Origin of the sequence: Acutalibacter muris (assembly GCF_002201475.1) — a bacterium.
GTDB lineage: Bacteria > Bacillota > Clostridia > Oscillospirales > Acutalibacteraceae > Acutalibacter > Acutalibacter muris.
Genome location: NZ_CP021422.1, coordinates 2289965 through 2309967, shown reverse-complemented (window position 1 = coordinate 2309967; position 20003 = coordinate 2289965). Strand labels below are relative to the sequence as shown.

Here is a 20003-nt window from a genome sequence, read left to right as displayed (position 1 = left end):
TATAAAGTGTAGCATACTTTTGGGGAACAGGAAAGCCTTTTTTTGCATTGTGAAAAAAGAAGTCATTTTTTGTTATGCAATATGTGGATTTTGTCATGTACAAAACCGCCGACATATGGTAATATCAAAATGTCCAAAGGCAGCAACTGCTTTCCGGAAAAGCTGAACCATGATTGCCCGAGTAACAAGCCAAAAAATTTTTATCAGGAGTTGAACAGGAATGACAAAACGAAAGATCCTGGCCGTTATCATGTGTCTGGCGCTGACAGTTTCTGCGGCCCTTTCTGGATGCGGTCAAACTGCAAGTCAAAGCTCCAGTCAAAGCCAGAGCAACAGCTCGTCCACAGCCAGCATTGAGAGCCAAGCGGAGTCCTCTGAGGTTGGCTCCCAGCCGGAAACGGACGGCACGTTGGAGAACGGAATTGTTTTTGACGACCAGGGAAGGTTCGTCAAATATGACCCGCCAATTACTCTGACGACTCACGCGGTCGTGGGTGCAAACGATATGTTCCACGATGGCTGTGACATAGAGAACAACGGCTGGACCCAGTGGCTCAAGGAAAATCTGGGTATAGAGTGGAAGATGAAGTGGGTCTCCGCGGACAGCGAGAGCAATTCCCAAAAGCTTGATCTCGCATTCGCCAGCGATGATCTGCCGGATGTCATCAAGCCCGGCGTGGGCCAGGTGGCAAAGTATGCCCAGGCTGGCAAGCTGGTCGCCATGGATGATCTGCTGGAGAACGCTCCGCCCATTGTCAAATATTACATCGAGGACGCGGAGACCCTGTCACAGGGGGCTTTCTGGAAGCCGTTTATTGTAAACGGGAAAAAATATTCTATGCCCTCCGGCACAGACTCCCTCTCCTTCTGGACGATAAACTTTATCCGTACCGACATTCTGAAAGAGCTGAATAAATCTGAGCCCAAAACCATCAGCGACCTGGATGACCTGTTTGCGGCGTACCATGAAAAGTATCCGAACGGCCGTGCCATGATGCTGGACAAGGACCTGAACGGCTGGGAGCTGATCCTTACCGCCTATGGCGCCAACACCGCCTGGACCGAGAAGGACGGCGGGCTTGTATATGGCGCTATCCAGCCGGAGATGCGCAGCGCTTTGGAAAAGCTGGCAGAATACTACTCCAAGGGTTATATCGACCCGGAATTTGTGGTAAAGGATTCCGGCAAGGCAAATGAGGATGTAATTGCAGGAAACGCGCTTATGTTCAATGGAGCCTGGCACTCGATTGCCAATCCCCTTACCCCCATGTGGAATGCGCTGCCTGACTCTTCCACAGCGGCAATCCCCTTTATCAGTGGTGATGACGGCACTTGCAGCGTGGTGAAGGATACCTGGTGGACGGCCGACAACACAGCTATTACTACAAGCTGTGAGCACCCGGAGGCCCTGTTCTATGTGTTTGGGGATAACTTGGAGTCTTATTACCGCAACGAGACAGAACTGCGGGAGACCCTGAAGAATGAGTATAACTACGAGTTCAAGTATCCGGTCACAGAGGTACGTAATCCACTCAACACAGAGGAAATCGCGGAAAAGTATCCCAACATCGGACAGCCCCGCCAGCTTTACCTTTATGACTATCCCGAAGAAGAGGAAGGCTGCGGCTTTATGAACGACTACTATACCGAACAGGGCAGATGGCTTGGGTGCGGAGCCAAGATCGTGAGTATTGGCAACGCGGACTTCGGCACCATGGCAGAGGCGTACAACACAGGAGATCGAAGCGTCCTTTCCACCGATGGCGGCAAGATGTTTGACGAGTGGAACAGTACCCATCCTAATATGGTGAAGACCTTCGCAGAGGGCATTTACCCTTATTGGGATAAGCTGATGTCCGGTGAAGGAGGCGTTCTCAAGGCCAACGGATATGCCGGCGCCTCTACCGACACGATGGTCGAAAAGCAAACCTATCTGCACAAACTGGAAATAGAAACGTTTGCACAAATTATTATGGGCACACAGCCTATCACGGCCTTTGATGAATTCGTGACCAATTGGAGCGCCAACGGTGGCGAGGATATTACCAAGGAAGTGAACGACTGGTATAATTCCAACAAATAATCTTTGGTTTACCTCCTAAATTCGACCGCACAGCAGGGGAGTCAACGGTTTTCTCAGAACTCCCCTGTGTGTGGTTTTTTAATTACGTTTAGAAAGGAAGGTCAATATGAATATCACCCAAAATCATGGACGGCAGGGATTTGCCGCGTACCTAAGACGCAGGTGGCAGCTTTATGCCATGCTGCTGATCCCGGCCTTTGTGGTGCTGCTGTTCAACTATGTGCCATTATATGGACTTACCATTGCATTCAAGGACTTTAACCCGGGAGAGGGGATTGTGGACAGCCCATGTGTCGGGCTCAAATGGTTCAAAACCGCTATGGTTATGCCAGACTTTACCTCTATCGTCTGGAACACATTTATAATCGCCGTAGGCAAGATTGTATGCGGACAAATTGCCGCCATCATTTTTGCGCTACTGCTCAACGAGGTGGCGAACCCGGTCTATAAACGGATCGTGCAGACCGTAACGTATTTCCCACATTTTTTATCCTGGGTCATTATTGGAGGGATATTTACGGATATGCTCTCGACCACCGGTATTCTCAATCAGTTTTTGGGGATATTCGGGATAAAACCAATATTCTTTCTGGGCAGCAATCAATGGTTTCAGCCCACCATGGTAATCCTGGAGACCTGGAAGGAATTTGGCTGGGGAGCGATAGTGTACCTGGCCGCCATGACGAATATCAGTCCCGACCTGTATGAGGCCGCCGCCATGGACGGAGCGGGGCGGCTGAAAAGCATCTGGCATATTACCCTGCCCGGCATAAGCTCGATTATAGTGATGCTTTGCGTACTGAATATCGGCAATATTTTGAACGCCGGATTTGACCAGATCCTAGTGATGTATAACCCGGCAGTCTACCGCACGGGAGATGTGCTGGACACCTTTATCTACCGCCAGGGCTTACTGGATGCTCAGTATTCCCTGTCCACTGCTATTGGATTGTTCAAATCGGTGATTGGCCTTGTTCTTACCCTTACGGCAAACTACCTGGCGACCCGGTTTACAAATTACCGCGTGTTTTAGGAGGGGATCGAATGAATAATAAACTTGCGAAAAGCTTCGGCGACAGGATCTTTCTGGTGGTGGATTACATAGTTTTGCTCACAGTTTCCCTGACCTGCCTGCTGCCCATGGTCCATGTTCTGGCCCTCTCTTTCAGCGACAGCGTCTCTGCAGCCAGTAATTCGGTGCTGTTTATTCCGAAGGGCTTTAATCTGGCGGCATATGATACCATGTTTTCAAACCCCATATTCCTGAACGCGTTTTTTGTCTCAATCTACCGCACCATCGTGGGAACCGCCATCAATTTGGCGGTGACCGTCATTGCCGCCTATCCTCTTTCCAAGGAAAACAATGAATTGCGGGGTAGGAAATGGATCAGCCTGTTTTTTATAATCCCCATGATGGTTTCCGGCGGGCTTATCCCAAACTACCTGCTTGTAAAAAACCTGAATATGATGGATACCCTTTGGTCACTTATCCTTCCGGGCTGTCTGCCAATTGGCAATGTGGTGCTGATGATGAATTTCTTCCGCGGAATCAACAAAAGTATCTTTGAGTCGGCGGAGATCGACGGGGCAAATGACTTTACGATCCTATTCAGAATTGCGCTGCCCCTGGCTACGGCCTCCATTGCCACTATCACCCTGTTTCAGATGGTAGGCCACTGGAACGAATGGTTTGGAGCAACCATTTATATAAATGACAGAAACAAATGGCCTCTGCAAACCCTGTTAAGGCAGATGCTGACCAACATAGATTACAGCTCCTTCGGAGCGGAGAGCCTTGGAAAGCTGCGCTTGCTGTCCGACCGATCCTTCAGAGGAGCAATGATCGTATTCGCGACGGTCCCCATCCTATGCGTTTACCCATTTATGCAAAAGCATTTTGTTTCCGGCATTGCCATAGGGTCTGTGAAGGAATAGGGCTTGGGATGTCTGCCCAATGGTGGAACCTAAAAACGGAGGTGTGCGGCTTGAATCAAATTTTAAAGGAAATTCTGGATCACAGGGAAGGGAATTTTCTCCTTCCGTTCTTTTGGCAGCATGACGGACATAGGGACGAACTGCCGGGACAGATTCAGAAAATATGGGAAAGCGGGTGCAGGGCGTTCTGCCTGGAGTCGCGTCCTTTTGAGGATTTCTGCGGCGAGGCTTGGTGGAAAAATCTTGAGGTCATTCTACGTGAAGCAAAAAAGCGCGGCATGAAGGTCTGGTTCCTGGATGATAAGCATTTTCCCACCGGATATGCAAACGGGACCACAAAAACCACCCATCCAGAATGTCGGCGCTGGTATATACGTGAGGATCATGTGGATTTGATGGGCCCGGCCAGGGATATATCTGTGCTGATACCTCCCTGCAAAGACGATGAGAGCCTGATCAGCATATGCGCGTTTCTCCGAACGGGAGACGCAGAGGAAATATCGGGAGAGCCTGTCGCCTTTTCCACCCGGCCGGATGACAGGTTTCTGTACCTGGATCTGCCCAAGGGCTGCTGGCGGCTGTTCTTTGTCTACCGAACCAGGGCAAACGACTCAGACTATATCAGTATGCTTACGGAGGAAGGGCCGCGGGCTCTGATCGAGGCGGTGTATGAACCCCACTATCAGCATTTTGGGGAGTATTTCGGTGATACCATTGCCGGCTTTTTTTCCGATGAGCCAAGCTTGGATGCTCCGTACATCGGTCCATATGGACGTGACCCTGGGTTCTACTACCGTACTGTTGGACAGCCAGGCGTCGCCTTACCCTGGGAGGACCTGATTCTGGGGAAAATGGAGAGCAGTGGGTGGAGTGAATACTGGTTGCCCGCTTTGTGGTACTCACATCGGGAGCATAGCCCAAATGTGCGCCTGGCATATATGGATGCCGTGACTGGGCTATGGAAAAGGAATTTTTCTTATCAGCTGGGCGACTGGTGCCGCTCGCACAATGTGATGTATATAGGACATATTATTGAGGATATGGGTGCCCATGGTAGATTGGGCTGCAGCGCGGGGCATTTTTTCCGAGCGCTGGCGGGACAGGATATGAGCGGCATTGACATCGTGCTGCACCAGGTCATGCCGGGCATGGGGCAATATCAGACGGCGGCGGATATATCTGAAGGCGTGGCCGACCCGGAGTTTTTCCACTATATCCTCGCCCACCTTGCGGCGTCTCAGGCAAGACAGACCGCGCGAATGAAGGGACGGGCGATGTGCGAGGTGTTCGGTGCCTTCGGATGGGCGGAGGGACTCCCGTGCATGAAGTGGCTGATTGATTTCCTGCTGGTACGCGGTGTGAACCATTTTGTTCCCCATGCCTTCACGGATTTTTTCCCGGACGAGGACTGCCCCCCGCATTTTTACGCCGGTGGAAATGACCCGCAGTTCGAAAGCTTTTCAAAACTGATGAAATACACGAACCGGGCCGCCCATCTCCTCTATGGAACGGATATGGAAGCGGCGGGAGCGATTCTCTACCATGGGGAAGCGGAGTGGATGAACGGTCAAGGCTGTATGTTTTCTGAGAAGCCGGCAAAAATCTGTTATGATGCCCATATCCCATACGACATCGTGCCTGTCGATTCTCTTCTCCGAGCAAAAGCGGAGGCCGGTAAATTCATGGTGGGCGAGAGATCATATGGCTTTTTAGCCGTACCGTCATGCAGATATCTTCCGGAACCCTTTTGGCAGGCGGCAAAGAGCCTGAAAGCCGCGGGCGTGCCAGTTTTCTTTATAGACGCGGCCCCAATGTGTCCCGAAGAATTACCGGGGGAAGTGGTAGAACTGAAAAAACTCGCCGATCATATTTTTAGCAAGCGTTTAGCACATGATTACCACGCAGGCTCAGCATTGCTGCGTATTGCCAGGTTCGACCGTGAAGATACTTCAGCCTTCGTTTTGTTCAATGAAAACCCTATGCCGATATTGGAAAGCGTTCGGTTCCCTGCGGAAGGCAAATATCTGAAGATGGATCTACTAAATGAGGTGTATGAAAAAGCGGAAACTAAAGACGGCGTCGTTGATGTGTCGCTAGAACCCGGGGAGTCCGCGCTTTTTCTTTGGGGCGGTGTAGAGGACCAGGAGATGGAGGCATTTCCAAAAGAGTGCTGTTGGAAGGAGAGAAGTGAAGTCTGCGCCCTTTGGGACATTGACCTTTATGAGCAGGGAAAAGCGGCCGGGTATTCCCCATTCCGGTGCCAATCAGAATTGATCAATATCACCGGCAGACAGGGAAACCCTCAATTTTCAGGGAAGATACGGTACCGGACAAGCTTGGACCTAAAAAAAGCGCCGCTGGGCCTGGACCTTGGCAGGGTAGGAGTATCCGCCAAGCTCAGCGTGAACGGCCATGATTTGGGCTGGCGCATCGCGGCGCCCTACCGGTGGGATATCAGCTCATACATCAAAGCCGGCAAAAACGAGATCGAGATCGTCGCGGCAAACACGCTGGCAAACCGCATACAGGATGCCTTTTCCAGAAGGATGCCGATCCCGCCCAGCGGAGTGCTGGGCCCCGTATATTTATTGCGGACTTCGGAAAAGCAATTTGAGAAGGAGGATATATATGGATAAAAAAGCCTTTAACCGCCCTATTGACATCTGCCGGGCGAAAATAGCAGACCCCTTTTGGGGCGTTGCCCAGGAAACCGTACGCCGGGAAGTAATCCCATATCTATGGGAGGCGCTGAATGACAGGATACCCAACGCGCCGCCAAGCTTTTGTGTACACAATTTCCGGGCGGCGGCCAGGATGCTGGAACGCAGCAAAACCCAGGAATTTGTATGGCCGTCTTATTCTTTCAAGGGGTTCCGGGCACTGCCTCAGGACCCGGACTCTCCGGATCCTGATAAGCATTATGGGTTCGCCTTTCAGGACTCGGATTTTTTCAAATGGGTGGAAGCAGCCTCTTACGCTTTGGCAAATCATCCCGACCGGGAACTGGAATCAAAGCTGGAGGAAGCGGTGGATATCGTCTGTGCTGCCCAGCATGAAAGCGGATATTTGAACACGTATTATATCGTAAACGGGATAGATGGAGCGTTTACATATCTCAAGGATAATCATGAACTGTATTGTTTAGGGCATTTGATAGAGAGCGCCATAGCCTTATATCAGTCCACAGGCAAGGACAAGCTGCTGAAGACCGCGTGCCGGTATGCGGCCTTCGTGCTTCAGCGCTTTGGGCCGGAGGAGGGCAAATGCAGGGGGTATCCCGGACACGAGGAGCTTGAGCTGGCGTTGGCCAAATTGTATGAGGCAACCGGGAAAAGGGAATACCTGGAATTGGGCCGGTTCTTTATTGATCAAAGAGGCACGCCCCCCAACTTTTTCCTGCTTGAGGACCGGCAGAGGGCCGAGAAAAATGGGGAGCATTATCCGCCTGATGATGTGTCCCGGTATGCCTATTATCAGGCGCATAAGCCCGTGCGGGAACAGACGGAGGCAGTGGGACACGCGGTGCGGGCAGCGTATCTTTACGCGGGCATGGCGGATATAAGCAGATTGACGTTGGATGAAAATCTTTTTGCGGCCTGCGGCCGGCTCTGGGACGATATTGTGCAAAAAAAGCTATATATTACAGGAGGCATTGGCAGCACAGCTGTGGGAGAAACCTTCTCTTTCCCCTATGACCTGCCTAATGATACAGCGTATTCAGAAACCTGCGCGGCCATTGCCCTGGCCATTTTTGCCCGGCGCATGCTGCAAATATGCCCGAAATCGGAGTATGCGGATGTGATGGAATTGGCGCTGTACAATACGGTCCTGGCCGGTATGGCTTTGGACGGAAAGAGCTTTTTCTATGTTAACCCGCTGGAGGTGGTCCCCCAGGCGTGCGGGGCTGATGCCAGGTTGGAGCATGTAAAGCCGATACGGCAAAAGTGGTTTGGCTGCGCCTGCTGCCCGCCTAATATTGCCAGAACCGTCAGTTCAATAGCCGCTTATGCTTTTACAGAAAATGAGAACACATTATTTGTGCATTTATATATAGGGAGCCAAATCACAAAACGTGTTGGAAATAAAGAACTGCAACTGAATCTGGAGAGCGAATTTCCTTGGCGCGGGTCTGCCACCGTAAGAATAAAAGCCGCCAGCCCTGTCCGCTGTACGCTTGCTTTCCGCGTTCCCGGTTGGTGTAAAAACTATACCGTCACCTTACCGGACGGCATAGAGCGGTTTGAACAGAATGGATATGTGTACGTAGTCGGCACATGGAAGGATGGAGACCAAATTAAGCTGGATTTTCCCATGGAGATTCATATGCGTACGGCAAATCCCCATGTCAGGGAGGATTATGGCCTGGCGGCCATCACACGGGGGCCGCTCTGCTATTGTATGGAGCAGGCAGACAACAGCAAGAATCTGCATTGTTACCGCTTGGATGCGGAGCGTGTGGGAGACGCAATAGAAAAAAGTGTTGAAATAGGCGGCAGACACATGGTTTTATTAGAGCTGCCCGGATACAAACAAGAGATAACGCCTGGAGGTTCGCTGTATATAAATTACACCAAGCCGCAGGAGAAGCCTGTCGGTTTGAAGTTAATTCCTTACTTCGCGTGGGCTAACCGTGGAGAAGGAGAAATGCGGGTTTGGTTGAGGGTATAGCAAGTATTGGGGGCATAAACTGCAGAAATAGAATAGGCAAGGGGCGGTCATTTGAATTGGCCGCCTTTTCCTTTTTGTGTTTATCATATTCAATTATGATATTTGTAGCGCAGAACAGAAAAGTTCTGTGCTATTTTTTCTTTCACTTTCCCAAATATGAATACCAATGGCTGGAGAGAAGTGCCTAGAAGGTGCAGCATTCGGCTCAAATTTTCTGCTCGTGCCCCACCCCTTCAATCTGATTTTGGTTCAACACATCAAAATTCAGATTGGAGAGATATCTGTGAAAGAGATCAACCTGCGGAAATATTACCCGCACTACACCCACGACATGATGGTTTCCGTTTCGGACGAGGTGGCCGAACTGCTCCAGGATTTCGTCCGCGCCGAGGATGCCCAGCGCATCCGTACATACCGCCACAAAGCGATGTACTCGCTTGAACTCATGAACGAGATCCGGGAGATTCCCTCGGACAATCTGCTCCCGGAGGAACTGCTGGAGCAGAGTCATATGAGGGAACTGCTTTACAAGGGACTGCAAACCCTGCCAGAAAAGCAGCGGTCACGGTTGATTGCTTACTACTTTATGGGAATGAGCAAAGTGGAAATTGCACTGGCAGAGGGGAGCGAGGAGACCTCGGTGAGAAAGAGTATCCACCGCGGTCTTGCAACGCTGAAAAAATTTTTTGGAAAAATCCAAGTTTGACCGCCCGGTTTTGCCCTGAAAATGTACGGAATATATAGAGGGACATTTTCCGGGGTCGCCAAGAGGCTTAAATCCACCCCGGAAACGCCCTCTGTATCTCTTGCGTACATTGACAACCGAATACACAATGTATCGGATACATTACCTCCTGACTGCAAGCCAGCGGGCCAAACGGCCCAAGGGATGGGCGGCACCCGTCCCGGCGACGACCAGCAGGAGGCTGAGAACTTCTGTCCAGCCACAGACATCGCAATGGGGGCAGCCGGGCGAGAACCGCGCGGGGTTGAAATACCATGAGAGTGTCAGCCAGCACTCGTTCGATACATTCCCAGGCCGGGGGTGCGTGACAAATACGGCCAAGGAACTAAAATCAGATTTCTATCTTTCATGATAGACGCTACGGGGATAGGTGATCTATGCCTATCCCCGCCGGTGTGTCATGAACAGAAATAGAGAAGGAAAAGAGAGGATGAGCATAAATGAGAGCATGGCTATACTGCCGGGTAACAAACGGCTGGGACGCAGATTCCAGGGATCATCTGGCACTGCAAAAAGCAGAACTGGAACGGTTCTGTGCGGAGCAAGGTCTGACTGTGGCCGGAGCCACAATGGTCACCGGCAGCGGCAAAAAGGAACTGCAAGAGCTGGTACGTAGCGGTGTAGACCAGGACGCCTACGATGTGCTGGTGGGCGTAAGTGCCACCCGGTTTGGCGGGGATATATTGAGCCTGCTCCAGATGGGCAAAGCGCTCGCCGAGCAGGGCAAGGGGCTTTGCATGGTAAGGGAGAATATCTCAACGCACCCCGACATTGTCCTGCAATCTGTTAGCGAACCATCGGAGTCTCAGGAAATGAGAGGGCTGTCATTATGAGTCAGCAGAATAACGTCAAATTCCGTCTCATGCAAAAGGCGCTCGAGTACCTTGTGGAGAAGGGTGCGATCACCAAGGAGGAATCCGACCGCACCAGTAGGTACAACGCCGAAATTCTGCGCCCCGACCGGGAGTACATTCGGTGACATTTCTGAATGGATTTTTGAGGCCGGGTGTGGTAATGTGTGGGTAACCAGACGAAGGGAGAGTGACAGAGATGCCGCAGGTGCAGAGGATAGACCCCATCATACTGCCCAGCGAAAAGGAATCTGTAGCGGCTTACTGCCGGGTGTCCACGGACTCCGCAGACCAGCTGAATTCCTATCACTCTCAGATCGCCTACTACACCAAGTTGATAAACGATAACCCCGACTGGGAATTATACGATATATATGCAGACGCCGGTATAACAGGAACAAGCATAGAAAAGCGGGACGAGTTCAAGCGTATGCTGGCCGACTGCCGAGAGGGGAAAATCAAAAGGGTGCTGGTGAAGTCCGTGTCTCGGTTTGCCAGGAATGCCACTGAGCTATTGGAGACCACGCGCGAGTTGAAGGACTTGGGCGTGGTCATCGTTTTTGAAGAGCAAGGGTTCGATACATCCCAGGTGCTGGGAGAGATGCAGCTCACCATGTTCGCTATGGCGGCGCAGGAAGAAAGCCACTCTATATCGAAAAACATGATATGGAGTTACCAAAAGCGGATGCAAAATGGCACATTTCTAGGAACGAGAGCGCCTTTTGGATATGAGCTCATTGACGGAAATCTAGTAATAGTTCCTGCCGAAGCTGACGTGGTTAGGAGAATATTTGAACTATATTTATCTGGAACCGGATTGAATCGGATAGTTTCTCTGTTGAATAGGGAAGGAGTACCGGCAAAGGGGATAGACTACTGGACTTATTCAGCAGTACGTTATGTGTTGTCAAATGAGCGGTATATTGGAAACGCACTGCTTCAAAAGAAATATACTTTGGACTCGCTTACACACAAAAGAAAGAACAACCATGGTGAGAGAACGCAGTATTTAATAGAGAATAGCCACGATGGGCTTATCCGTGAGGGTGATTATTATAAAGTGCAGGATATGCTGAATCAGCGCAACAAATTTCGAGGGTTGACTGAACACAAGTTCACGCATAAGATACTCTGCCCAGACTGCGGAAAACATTTTCGGAGAATGGTAAGCCAGGGGAAGAATTACTGGCTGTGTGTAAAGAGGGCCAGCCAATATTCTAAGTGCAGGCCATATCGGTTTGAAGAAACTATCATCGAAAGAACCGCACTTAACATGATGTGTAAGCTATATTTGTATCAAGATGCTTTAATTCAACCAATACATGCATTGCTTATTGAAATGGAACAAAGGCAGACTAATGGAGACACCAAACTCTTCGAGCTGGACCGCTCCATCGCCGCTCTAAACGACAAGTCCCTCACTCTGCAAAAGCTGAACACCAAGGGCTTCATCAGCCCAGAGGAATACCGCCTACAGAGCGAGGCCCTCGCCGCCCAGCGCAAAAAACTTACTGCCGAGCGCAATAAAAAACTGAATGGCCTGCAATCCCACTCAGCCGTCGAAAAGCTGGAGGAATTGCAGGCCATTCTTTCCAGTTGGTCGGGTGTGCCAACGGAGTTCGACATCGACCAATTTGATGAAATCGTGGAGAAGATCATCCCCACCGCTGACAACAAACTGACCTTCCGACTGCACTGCGGTCTGGAGCTTACGGAGGAAATCTCATCATGAGCAACCGCTACATTCCCTACGGATACAAGTTTGAGGCTGGACAACCTATCCCCCACCCCGATGAGAGCAAAATCGTGCAGGAGATATTCGCCCACTACAGCGCCGGAGATTCCCTCAAAGTTATTGCCGAGGACTTGACGTACCGTCAGGTAGAATACAGTCCCGGCAAGACAAGCTGGGACAAGGCCCGCATCAAGCGCATTCTGGAAAACAGCCGTTACATCGGTTCGGACGAGTATCCTGCACTGATTTCCAAGGAGCAGTTTGTCGCGGCCAATCTCAAGAAAGAGCAGACGAACACCAATGAGTACTTGGGACACTGCGGCCAGCAGTTTGGGGGAATGTGATGGAACACCTTGACCCGGAGCAGGCAGCTATCCAACGTCTCAAGATGGCGGCAGAATTGAGTGAGAAATACTACCAGGAGCCAATGACTGTCTGCTACAGCGGCGGGAAAGATTCTGAGGTATTGCTGGAGCTGTGCAGGCGGGCCGAGGTACCCTACCATGTAGTCCACAACCTGACTACTGCCGACGCCCCGGAAACGATATATCACGTCCGAAAGGTTTTCTACAGGCTGGAACTGGCAGGTATCTCCTGCACGATTAGTAAACCATTTTATAGAGGCCAGCGCACCAGTATGTGGCAGCTCATACCCCTCAAGGGAATCGCTCCGACAAGGCGAGTTCGCTACTGTTGTCAAGTTTTGAAAGAAACCAGCAATCAGCACCGATGTGCTATACTTGGTGTACGCAAGCTGGAGAGCAGTGCCAGGTCGGATTCCGCAGTGGCCGAACTTCCCGGCAGAAACCGAAGTGAGCGTATCACCTTCGATATGGACAATGGCGATACCAGGATCATCGCTCCCTGCCAGATGAAGGCCACAATAAAGATACATCCCATTGTTGACTGGACTGACGCCCAGGTATGGCAGTTCCTGCGGGATGCGAAGGTGGACATCAACCCTGTGTACGGCATGGGCTTCAATCGTGTTGGCTGTGTAGGTTGTCCGATGGCCGGGAAGAACCGCTACACAGAATTTCAGCGGTGGCCCAAATATGAAATGCTGTATCGCCGGGCCTTTGCCAGAATGGTAGAGGCCCGGCGCAGCATAGGCAAGGATGGGCCGTGGCATAGTGCGGACGAGGTGTTCAGATGGTGGATGGAGGATAAGAACCTGGACGGACAGATGGACTTCTTTGGCGGGGAGGTGGGTGAAACTGAGTCTTGATATCGTCCCCATTTCATTAAAAGAAGCCAACCAGTTTGTCACCGATCACCACCGGCACCATGGGCCGGTTACAGGCCACAAATTCTCCATACCAGGAACCTGCGCCGGTAATACGGAAACTGTCAGAAATGCACCCTGACATCGAGTTTACCCACCAGTGGGCGGAGGAACAGATGGTTGTAAACTGTGGCACAGCTAAATATAAGGCGGGAGTTCAGACAGAGTACGAGCAAGTAGAGGGATATGATGAAAGGATGGATTTCTCGGTGGAAGTCTGGTATCAGTTTGAGCACAATGGACTCCCCCAGGAGCAGGAACAGACAATGTGATCAGGAGGTCAGAAAATGTACATATACCCATACTCGCTGGAATACGCCATCAAGTATAACGAGCACGACCTATGGCGGGAAAGTTACCAAGCCAACTGCGGCTGCGCCCGAGCTATAGAGAGCGCCATAGAGCGCCATCAGTAAAAACTATGACGGTTCCCGGCTGGCAGACGACTGCGAAAAGGCCGTCCTCGGAGAGTACGGCCTCGACCGTGTGAACTGGGTGCTGGCCAATACCATCCACGAAAAAGAGCAGGATGGACGTATCTCCCGGGGGAATAAAGAGTGGGCCAAGGGTTTCAATATTCCGCAGGACACCACGCAGTATCAGTTTGTGGTGGACAGGCATCCGGGGCTTCTTAACATTTTTGTAAATGAAGTGCGCCGCGATTGGCAGGCGCTGGGATTGCTCGATAAAGGTCATTGCACCGGCAAGAACGAGGACTATACCAGCAAGGTGTTGGTATTGAAACCCACGGTACTCAAGGACGAGTACAAGACGCCAGACTTCCAGTTATTCTTGGCCGAAGGTGGGTTCGGCTGTTCGCCCACAGCCAGAGGCCGCAAGGTTTATGGGCGGTTTCTGAAAGATAGCGAAGAAACCCACTATGACCGTCAGGATTTCCTGGGTGTACTGAAGGACGAGCACCTGCCAGAATGGGCTAGGGAGAAGTTGGCGCATTTACAGGGGCAGATACAGGCGGATGGGCCTCAAATGACATAGGAGGGAATGTGTTAATTAAAATCTATCAAATCAATTCTGAGCGGGACACTGCCAGAGCCAAGTTTATGGGCTTGGGCCAGTTAAAGGATAGTGTGGATTCCAGCAGCTACGACGAGGTGTTCAGCGGTGACGTGGACTGCGGGAATCTGGAGGATGTGTTCGCCAGATTCAATACTGAGGGCCACCCTCTGCACCGAGGCCATTCGCTCTCCGTTTCAGATGTAGTGCTGACGGAAAACGGCGCGTTCTTCTGTGACACTATTGGCTTTAAGGAAATCGACTTTGACGAGAGCAAGGTCCACAAGCCGGGTGATCTTCTGCAAATTGTCTATGTGGAGCCGAACCGCCCGCCGTTCATCAGCGAGGCGGGCAATGACCTGAAGTCCCTGCAGCGGGCTGTAGACGGGCACATAGCACCAGTCTATTTGGGTGACGGCACAATCCTAATGTGCAACGATGAGGCCAAGCTGATAGGCATGGATGGGAACCGCAGGCTGGGTGATTCCACCATAGCCGGGCCATTCTTCATTGTGGGCGAGGACGGGAAGGACTTCCGCTCCCTGACGGATGAAGAAACGCAGCGGTACATGGAGCGTTTTGCAGAACCGGAACAAATCAGCCAGCAGGAGGTGGATGGCGATATGGGCTTCATTAGTTGCACATATTAAAATGGTCAAAAATGAAGTGCTGAACGCAAGCGGGGTGATGCGTATTGTCTGAATATGAAGAATATCAGCTTCGATGGATGATCGACCACGGATATTCTTTGCAAGACCTAATGAATGAGTTGGACGCATATCAACTTCAAGACCGGACAATGTCCGTATCAGAACTCTTTGGTGACTGGGAATATGAATCAGGATTTCAGTCAGAGATTTGGGCTTGCGAAGATGAATGGCTTGAGTGTGAAGGCGCAGGTAGGATGGAACAGTCAATGTAACATAAAATGACAAGGCAGTGCTTTTGTGGCACTGCCTTTCATAATATAACCGAGGGAGGACAATCATGCCAAATCCAAACACCAAAGGCATAAGCGTTCACGTTGACCGTGAGCTTCATGCCGAGATCACAGCGTATCTGCAAGAGAACAACATGAAGATGGGTGACTTTATTGCTCTGGCGGCGCAGAATCTGCTGCGGCCTCCGTCCATGGCGCTTGACCCTGAACTCCAGTCTGAGATCGACGCATATCTGGAGGATCACGACATGGCTATGGATGAATTTATTGCCATGGTCGCGGAGGATAAGTTACACCCCAAAACACCGGAAGTGGAGGTAAAAACAGTGGGCAACACAAGAACGCTGGCATTTCAAGTGCCAGAAGAACTTTTTCAACGAATCAAGGACTACTTGAAACGCAATGGTATGACCCAGAGGGCTTTCGTCATCGGCTTGATTGAGGAAGAACTCGAGCGCGATGAGGAACTGCTTAGAAAGCAGCAGGAGGACGTTCAACCAGACAAGGAAGAACAACAAGACGAGGGGCTTTCCGAGGACGGTGAGGCTCCTGTCGGCGAAGATTTCCCGGAGGAAGGGTACGAGGACAAGCCGGGAGAAGGCCCCGCTGTGGACGATTCTGAGGGCAGTTTTGAGCCGGGGGATGAGGAAGATTATGAGGAAATAGAGGATATGGAATTCCCCGAAGAAACGGAGCAGGACACGCCCGCTCCCGGATACATAGAGGGCAAGTTGGGCGCAGCGGTTGAGCTTGCGCCCAACTTCGATTATGGTCAGGATGAGTCCTTCGGTTTTCCCGAACCCGATGATGAAGAAGAAACCGAGGAATACGGCATGAACATGGCGATGTAAAGGGGGACAGCCTATGAGTGCGACAATCGGCGCGGCGCTAAAAAAGGTAGCGGTCGCGCTTCTCTTGGATAAGAAAAATTGGGAGAAAATCGCCTGCCTTTTGCTGGCGGCTTTCATGATCGTGTTCTTCCCGGCAGTGGCACTGGCGGCGGTTACCAGCATGGAGGACGTGGACTTCAACAGCCCGGAGGTGCAGACGAAAGTTATTCTCAGCTTGACCGAGGAACAGGTTGACGAGCTGACGCTGGTCGAAGATACCGTGAACGCTTTGCATACTGCCATGTCCGGCAGGACACAGGAGCAAATCAAGGCGGCAGAGGTGCTATATGTTCTGGCTTTGTCTGAGTATGCAAAGGAACCCGGCTTTGTGGCAAAACTGGCAGGCTGCTTTGCAGACGATCAGACGGATGAGCAGCTGATAGCTGAAGTCAATGCGGCTTTTAGTACCAATCTCGACCCGGAGGACTTCTCAGCCATCATGAACTACGCTAACCACCAGCTGGTAGAGGTTGCAAAATCTCAGCTTGGTAACGTAGGCGGCGAGCCATACTGGAGCTGGTATGGGTATGGCGGCCGGGTCGAGTGGTGTGCTTGCTTTGTGAGCTGGTGCGCCAATCAGTGCGGGTATATCGACCGTGGGATCATTCCGAAGTTCGCTGGCTGCGGAACAGGCGTGGACTGGTTCAAGGCCAGGTGCCAATGGCTGGACGGCAGCGCAACTCCAGCTCCGGGAAACATCATATTTTTTGACTGGCCGGATGATTACGGCGTCCTGGACGGCAACTCAGACCATGTTGGCATCGTGGAAAAGGTCGAGGGTGGAAGGGTGTACACCATAGAGGGCAATTCCTGTGACGCTTGCCAGAGGAACAGTTATCCGGTAGGCAATTACCAGATCTTGGGGTATGGGATGCCAAATTTATTCTAAGAATCACTGCCACTTCTCAAAATGCACCCGGTCATCCTCATAGCCTCCACGGGCAGGCAAATCTTTCTGCGATGCCTCCGGGTACCCAAAGGCAATAATCGAGTGCGGCACGACGCTCTCCGGTAAATCGAATAGATTGCGCTGGGCCGCGATTTTCTCCTCCTGGGGCCAGGTGCCCAGCCAGACTGAACCGATGCCCAGACCGTGGGCGGCGAGGATCATGTTTTGCGCGGCAATGGAGCAGTCGATCACCCAATATTTCGGGGCGCGCTCGAAGGTGCGGGTCATGTCGCCCAACACCAAGATGCCCAGGGCCGCGCCCTTTAGCGGCTGTGCGGCATTGCCGTTGCCATCGGCCATCTTGCAGAGAGTTTCCCTGTCGCGCACAACGAGAAAGCTCCAGGGGCGGGCATTCACCGCACTTGGGCCGGACATTCCGGCAGCGAGGATGGTGTGTAGATCATCATTGGAAATGGGCCGGGATGTGAACTGGCGCATACTGCGCCTGGTGGAAATCGCGTCAATTATGTTCATGAGAAAACCTCCCTTTTTAGGATAGTATAGCACATCATGAGGTGATGACGCAAACAAAAAAACAGACTGAAATGGCTAAATTGTCAGAACACTAATGCATATGGAGGAAAAAACTATGGAGAACACAAAGACTATGACCGTCCAACTGCCCGAAGAAACCTATCAGCGCATGAAAGCCTACCTCAAGCGCCATCAGTTCAAGCAGAAGGACTTCGTTATAAAGCTTTTGAAGGCCGCACTGGAGAGCAACTCGCCTGATTCGACCTGATTTGAGCCTGGGTGCCGGTATATGGAAATATACCTCGACTTTCTGAGCAGAATGTGGTATACTTGAAACGATTACAGGGAGGGGAACCCCATGCACAACATGTTGTTCGTCTGCCACGGCAACATCTGCCGCAGCCCTATGGCCGAGTTTGTCATGAAAGACCTTGTGGCAAAGGCTGGGTTGGAAAGCCAATTTCACATTGAGTCCGCGGCCACCAGCACCGAAGAAATTGGCAACCCGGTCCACCCACTGGCCCGCCAAAAGCTCCGGGAGCACGGAATAGACTGCTCCGGCAAAACGGCTCGGCAGCTTACACGCGCCGATGGGGAAAAGTTCGACCTGCTTATTGGCATGGACAGCGCAAACCTGCGGAATATGCGCCGTATCTGCGGAGATTCGGAAGAGAAAATTCATCTTCTGCTGGACTTCACCCAGCGGCCTGGAGATGTGGCTGACCCCTGGTATACCGGCGATTTTGACGCAACTTGGCGGGATGTACTGGAGGGGTGCCGAGGGCTTATGGAATATTTATCGCGGTTGGATCGGGCCAAAAACAAATAGGCTGGATTTTTCTCGCCGCCTATGGTAAAATATATTACAGAAACGGAGGAACTCTGGATGACTCAATCGGAGAAGATCATCGAAGAAGTGGACAGCTCCATGGCTATGGAGGGGATGCCCTTGACCGGCGAGGACAGGCGGCGCATCCGGCGCTGCCTGGAGAACCCATCAAAATTGAAGGAGACCTTGCGGGGGCTGATTCAAAAGCATACTCAGACAGAGGACGGATATGTGCAGAGATTATAGCTATGAATATCGCTGGGATCAGCGGTACTGCTATCCAAATTCCAGCGTCCTTGTCAACAAACTGAATATCAAAAGCGCGGATAGGAGGCAGAGAGGGAGATCACCTCGCTGAAACTTGCCATGGCAAAGGCTGATCCAATCAAGGGTAGCCTCGACTTTGTACATCTGCAAAACATTCACCGGTACATTTTTGAAGATATTTATAGCTGGGCAGGAGAGCTTCGGCAGGTGGATATCTCCAAAGGAAATCAGTTCTGCCTTTGCCAGCATCTCCAGACATATGGGGAAAGAGTGTTTTCTGAATTGCGGGCAGGACAATTCCTAATCGGTGCAGCGAAAGGCAATGAATTTTTTCTTGGACTTGGATTGGAAGCCGCATAAATATTGGCTTTTTTGGCTCCACGGTTGTCTGAAGTGGAACTGCTTTTAGAGCCATTTTATCGAAAAACGACTCTGTTTTGTGCTATAGGTCACGGCTTTTTGAAAACGGTAATCAATCAGTAAAAAGCGAAAATTCCATAGCCGTCAAATGCGGAGTCATGGAAAAAGATACTGTAATGATAAGTTGGATGCGCCGCCATAAAATCCTGCAAGACAGGGTTGAGCGAGGTAGAATCTCCAATTTCTTTATCAATTTCGGGATAACTTGTGCATTTTTCAATTTGCATTTCGAAATGAGCTGCTTGAACCTGCTGTCAATATGCTCTATGTAATACACAATACCCAATACGTTAGCCACAACCACCACTTTCTTTGCATAGCAGAAATACCCGCTGATATACGGCCGCTTCATGACGGGATTGCTGGCAGCATATTACGCCATAAAAGTGGTTCGGCAAACATCGGAATTAAAGAATGGATTTTGGAATAGTCCACAGCCTAATGCGCTTTTACCTGGGCAACTTTGGAATTGTTTTCTGCGATATAGCTTTCAGTCATGGTCGTATCAAACACCAGTATATCTGCAAGTGCGTTATCCCTTTTCCCATAGATTGGTTTTTCCATGACCACCAGGCACACAAAAGTTTCCCGAATGTATTCGTAGAAATCCAGTTTGAAACGCGTAAGTTTGGATGTGCCCAGCACTTTTTCAAACTCACAGTAATACCGCATCTGTTATGGTTCATATTGCTTTAGTGTGGTAGCTTGCACTTGAACATAAGATTTCCACACAGAAAAATATTTAAATTTGACTGTACTTGTAAAAGAAATTTCTTGACAAAATACAATCTCGTGTACTATAATTAAAATTGAAAATTTCTCTTGCGATGTCCCGGAAACCGCAGAGGGCATCCGCAGAATGGGAAGTGCTTGTATTTATCAAAATGCCAAAAAGTCAACTGAATTATTACTAATTCC

Annotated in this window: 23 protein-coding genes and 1 pseudogene; 21 read left to right on the top strand and 3 right to left on the bottom strand. The window is 50.8% G+C overall.

The window, feature by feature from the left end; translation table 11 throughout:
• The first annotated feature begins 220 nt into the window (after positions 1-220).
• The 17 genes and pseudogenes from ADH66_RS11870 to ADH66_RS21505 all read left to right on the top strand — a co-directional run.
• Entirely contained in the window at positions 221-2083 is a 1863-nt protein-coding gene (locus ADH66_RS11870) for an extracellular solute-binding protein (RefSeq protein ID WP_066540480.1), read from the top strand.
• 106 nt (positions 2084-2189) lie between these two features.
• Complete coding sequence (locus ADH66_RS11865; protein WP_066540482.1) at positions 2190-3116, top strand: ABC transporter permease; 927 nt, start codon at positions 2190-2192, stop codon at positions 3114-3116.
• Positions 3117-3127: 11 nt separating this feature from the next.
• Entirely contained in the window at positions 3128-4018 is an 891-nt protein-coding gene (locus tag ADH66_RS11860; protein WP_066540485.1) for a carbohydrate ABC transporter permease, read from the top strand.
• A 626-nt stretch (positions 4019-4644) separates the two neighbouring features.
• Complete coding sequence (locus ADH66_RS11855; RefSeq protein ID WP_207652986.1) at positions 4645-6654, top strand: glycosylhydrolase-like jelly roll fold domain-containing protein; 2010 nt, start codon at positions 4645-4647, stop codon at positions 6652-6654.
• The gene (locus tag ADH66_RS11850) at positions 6647-8686 is read left to right on the top strand and encodes a glycoside hydrolase family 127 protein (RefSeq protein WP_066540489.1); all 2040 of its coding nucleotides are present in this window, start codon (positions 6647-6649) and stop codon (positions 8684-8686) included. The genes ADH66_RS11855 and ADH66_RS11850 overlap by 8 nt, the downstream gene beginning before the upstream one ends.
• A gap of 166 nt (positions 8687-8852) precedes the next feature.
• Positions 8853-9392, top strand: coding sequence for an RNA polymerase sigma factor (locus ADH66_RS11840; protein WP_236757028.1), 540 nt, complete (start codon positions 8853-8855; stop codon positions 9390-9392).
• A 479-nt stretch (positions 9393-9871) separates the two neighbouring features.
• On the top strand, positions 9872-10264 hold the full coding sequence (locus ADH66_RS11835; protein ID WP_066540493.1) for a recombinase family protein: 393 nt from the start codon (positions 9872-9874) through the stop codon (positions 10262-10264).
• On the top strand, positions 10261-10410 hold the full coding sequence (locus ADH66_RS20065) for a hypothetical protein (RefSeq protein ID WP_157130697.1): 150 nt from the start codon (positions 10261-10263) through the stop codon (positions 10408-10410). Before ADH66_RS11835 ends, ADH66_RS20065 begins: the two co-directional genes overlap by 4 nt.
• A gap of 71 nt (positions 10411-10481) precedes the next feature.
• Positions 10482-12014, top strand: coding sequence for a recombinase family protein (locus tag ADH66_RS11830; protein ID WP_066540494.1), 1533 nt, complete (start codon positions 10482-10484; stop codon positions 12012-12014).
• The gene (locus tag ADH66_RS11825) at positions 12011-12361 is read left to right on the top strand and encodes a recombinase family protein (protein ID WP_066540500.1); all 351 of its coding nucleotides are present in this window, start codon (positions 12011-12013) and stop codon (positions 12359-12361) included. Before ADH66_RS11830 ends, ADH66_RS11825 begins: the two co-directional genes overlap by 4 nt.
• Positions 12361-13245, top strand: coding sequence for a phosphoadenosine phosphosulfate reductase family protein (locus ADH66_RS11820; RefSeq protein WP_084384514.1), 885 nt, complete (start codon positions 12361-12363; stop codon positions 13243-13245). Before ADH66_RS11825 ends, ADH66_RS11820 begins: the two co-directional genes overlap by 1 nt.
• Before the next feature lie 35 nt (positions 13246-13280).
• Positions 13281-13574 (top strand): DUF1281 family ferredoxin-like fold protein, encoded by a 294-nt coding sequence (locus tag ADH66_RS11815; RefSeq protein ID WP_157130698.1) that lies wholly within the window; start codon positions 13281-13283, stop codon positions 13572-13574.
• Positions 13575-13589: 15 nt separating this feature from the next.
• Positions 13590-13718, top strand: coding sequence for a DUF3849 domain-containing protein (locus ADH66_RS20060; RefSeq protein WP_157130699.1), 129 nt, complete (start codon positions 13590-13592; stop codon positions 13716-13718).
• On the top strand, positions 13711-14298 hold the full coding sequence (locus ADH66_RS11810) for a DUF3849 domain-containing protein (protein WP_084384515.1): 588 nt from the start codon (positions 13711-13713) through the stop codon (positions 14296-14298). Before ADH66_RS20060 ends, ADH66_RS11810 begins: the two co-directional genes overlap by 8 nt.
• Before the next feature lie 8 nt (positions 14299-14306).
• On the top strand, positions 14307-14966 hold the full coding sequence (locus ADH66_RS21055) for a DUF3846 domain-containing protein (protein ID WP_084384516.1): 660 nt from the start codon (positions 14307-14309) through the stop codon (positions 14964-14966).
• Between the two features lie 337 nt (positions 14967-15303).
• Entirely contained in the window at positions 15304-16107 is an 804-nt protein-coding gene (locus ADH66_RS11790) for a DUF2267 domain-containing protein (protein WP_066540506.1), read from the top strand.
• Between the two features lie 496 nt (positions 16108-16603).
• Positions 16604-17035: pseudogene (locus tag ADH66_RS21505) on the top strand (CHAP domain-containing protein); the annotation flags it as partial.
• Positions 17036-17038: 3 nt separating this feature from the next.
• Here ADH66_RS21505 and ADH66_RS11780 read toward each other — a convergent pair.
• Positions 17039-17602: a nitroreductase family protein gene (locus tag ADH66_RS11780; RefSeq protein ID WP_207652985.1), complete on the bottom strand. Its 564-nt coding sequence runs from the start codon at positions 17600-17602 to the stop codon at positions 17039-17041.
• Between the two features lie 82 nt (positions 17603-17684).
• Between ADH66_RS11780 and ADH66_RS20055 the strand changes: the two genes are divergently transcribed.
• The 4 genes from ADH66_RS20055 to ADH66_RS11765 all read left to right on the top strand — a co-directional run bounded on the left by ADH66_RS20055 (position 17685) and on the right by ADH66_RS11765 (position 19025).
• On the top strand, positions 17685-17837 hold the full coding sequence (locus ADH66_RS20055; protein WP_157130700.1) for a hypothetical protein: 153 nt from the start codon (positions 17685-17687) through the stop codon (positions 17835-17837).
• Between the two features lie 90 nt (positions 17838-17927).
• Positions 17928-18398: a low molecular weight protein-tyrosine-phosphatase gene (locus ADH66_RS11775; RefSeq protein ID WP_066540518.1), complete on the top strand. Its 471-nt coding sequence runs from the start codon at positions 17928-17930 to the stop codon at positions 18396-18398.
• Positions 18399-18419: 21 nt separating this feature from the next.
• Positions 18420-18644 (top strand): hypothetical protein, encoded by a 225-nt coding sequence (locus tag ADH66_RS11770; protein ID WP_236757026.1) that lies wholly within the window; start codon positions 18420-18422, stop codon positions 18642-18644.
• 120 nt (positions 18645-18764) lie between these two features.
• Positions 18765-19025 carry a Fic family protein gene (locus ADH66_RS11765; protein WP_066540524.1) on the top strand — a complete coding sequence of 87 codons (261 nt, stop codon included), beginning with the start codon at positions 18765-18767 and terminating at the stop codon, positions 19023-19025.
• A 116-nt stretch (positions 19026-19141) separates the two neighbouring features.
• Here the strand turns inward: ADH66_RS11765 and ADH66_RS20675 are convergent, their stop codons facing one another.
• Both ADH66_RS20675 and ADH66_RS21335 read right to left on the bottom strand, forming a co-directional pair.
• Positions 19142-19312, bottom strand: coding sequence for a hypothetical protein (locus ADH66_RS20675; protein ID WP_207652984.1), 171 nt, complete (start codon positions 19310-19312; stop codon positions 19142-19144).
• Between the two features lie 211 nt (positions 19313-19523).
• Positions 19524-19649 (bottom strand): hypothetical protein, encoded by a 126-nt coding sequence (locus ADH66_RS21335; protein WP_257789516.1) that lies wholly within the window; start codon positions 19647-19649, stop codon positions 19524-19526.
• Positions 19650-20003 lie beyond the last annotated feature (354 nt).

Coding starts and splice junctions, on each gene's coding strand:
- ADH66_RS11865 (WP_066540482.1), top strand. CDS start 2,190: ATGAATATCACCCAAAATCATGGACGGCAGGGATTTGCCGCGTACCTA.
- ADH66_RS11830 (WP_066540494.1), top strand. CDS start 10,482: ATGCCGCAGGTGCAGAGGATAGACCCCATCATACTGCCCAGCGAAAAG.
- ADH66_RS11770 (WP_236757026.1), top strand. CDS start 18,420: ATGGTAAAATATATTACAGAAACGGAGGAACTCTGGATGACTCAATCG.
- ADH66_RS11855 (WP_207652986.1), top strand. CDS start 4,645: ATGCTTACGGAGGAAGGGCCGCGGGCTCTGATCGAGGCGGTGTATGAA.
- ADH66_RS11765 (WP_066540524.1), top strand. CDS start 18,765: ATGGCAAAGGCTGATCCAATCAAGGGTAGCCTCGACTTTGTACATCTG.
- ADH66_RS11860 (WP_066540485.1), top strand. CDS start 3,128: ATGAATAATAAACTTGCGAAAAGCTTCGGCGACAGGATCTTTCTGGTG.
- ADH66_RS11840 (WP_236757028.1), top strand. CDS start 8,853: ATGGCTGGAGAGAAGTGCCTAGAAGGTGCAGCATTCGGCTCAAATTTT.
- ADH66_RS21335 (WP_257789516.1), bottom strand. CDS start 19,649: ATGGAAAAACCAATCTATGGGAAAAGGGATAACGCACTTGCAGATATA.
- ADH66_RS20675 (WP_207652984.1), bottom strand. CDS start 19,312: ATGCAAATTGAAAAATGCACAAGTTATCCCGAAATTGATAAAGAAATT.
- ADH66_RS20060 (WP_157130699.1), top strand. CDS start 13,590: ATGTACATATACCCATACTCGCTGGAATACGCCATCAAGTATAACGAG.
- ADH66_RS11870 (WP_066540480.1), top strand. CDS start 221: ATGACAAAACGAAAGATCCTGGCCGTTATCATGTGTCTGGCGCTGACA.
- ADH66_RS11835 (WP_066540493.1), top strand. CDS start 9,872: ATGAGAGCATGGCTATACTGCCGGGTAACAAACGGCTGGGACGCAGAT.
- ADH66_RS11790 (WP_066540506.1), top strand. CDS start 15,304: ATGCCAAATCCAAACACCAAAGGCATAAGCGTTCACGTTGACCGTGAG.
- ADH66_RS20065 (WP_157130697.1), top strand. CDS start 10,261: ATGAGTCAGCAGAATAACGTCAAATTCCGTCTCATGCAAAAGGCGCTC.
- ADH66_RS11820 (WP_084384514.1), top strand. CDS start 12,361: ATGGAACACCTTGACCCGGAGCAGGCAGCTATCCAACGTCTCAAGATG.
- ADH66_RS11775 (WP_066540518.1), top strand. CDS start 17,928: ATGCACAACATGTTGTTCGTCTGCCACGGCAACATCTGCCGCAGCCCT.
- ADH66_RS11825 (WP_066540500.1), top strand. CDS start 12,011: ATGAGCAACCGCTACATTCCCTACGGATACAAGTTTGAGGCTGGACAA.
- ADH66_RS20055 (WP_157130700.1), top strand. CDS start 17,685: ATGGAGAACACAAAGACTATGACCGTCCAACTGCCCGAAGAAACCTAT.
- ADH66_RS11850 (WP_066540489.1), top strand. CDS start 6,647: ATGGATAAAAAAGCCTTTAACCGCCCTATTGACATCTGCCGGGCGAAA.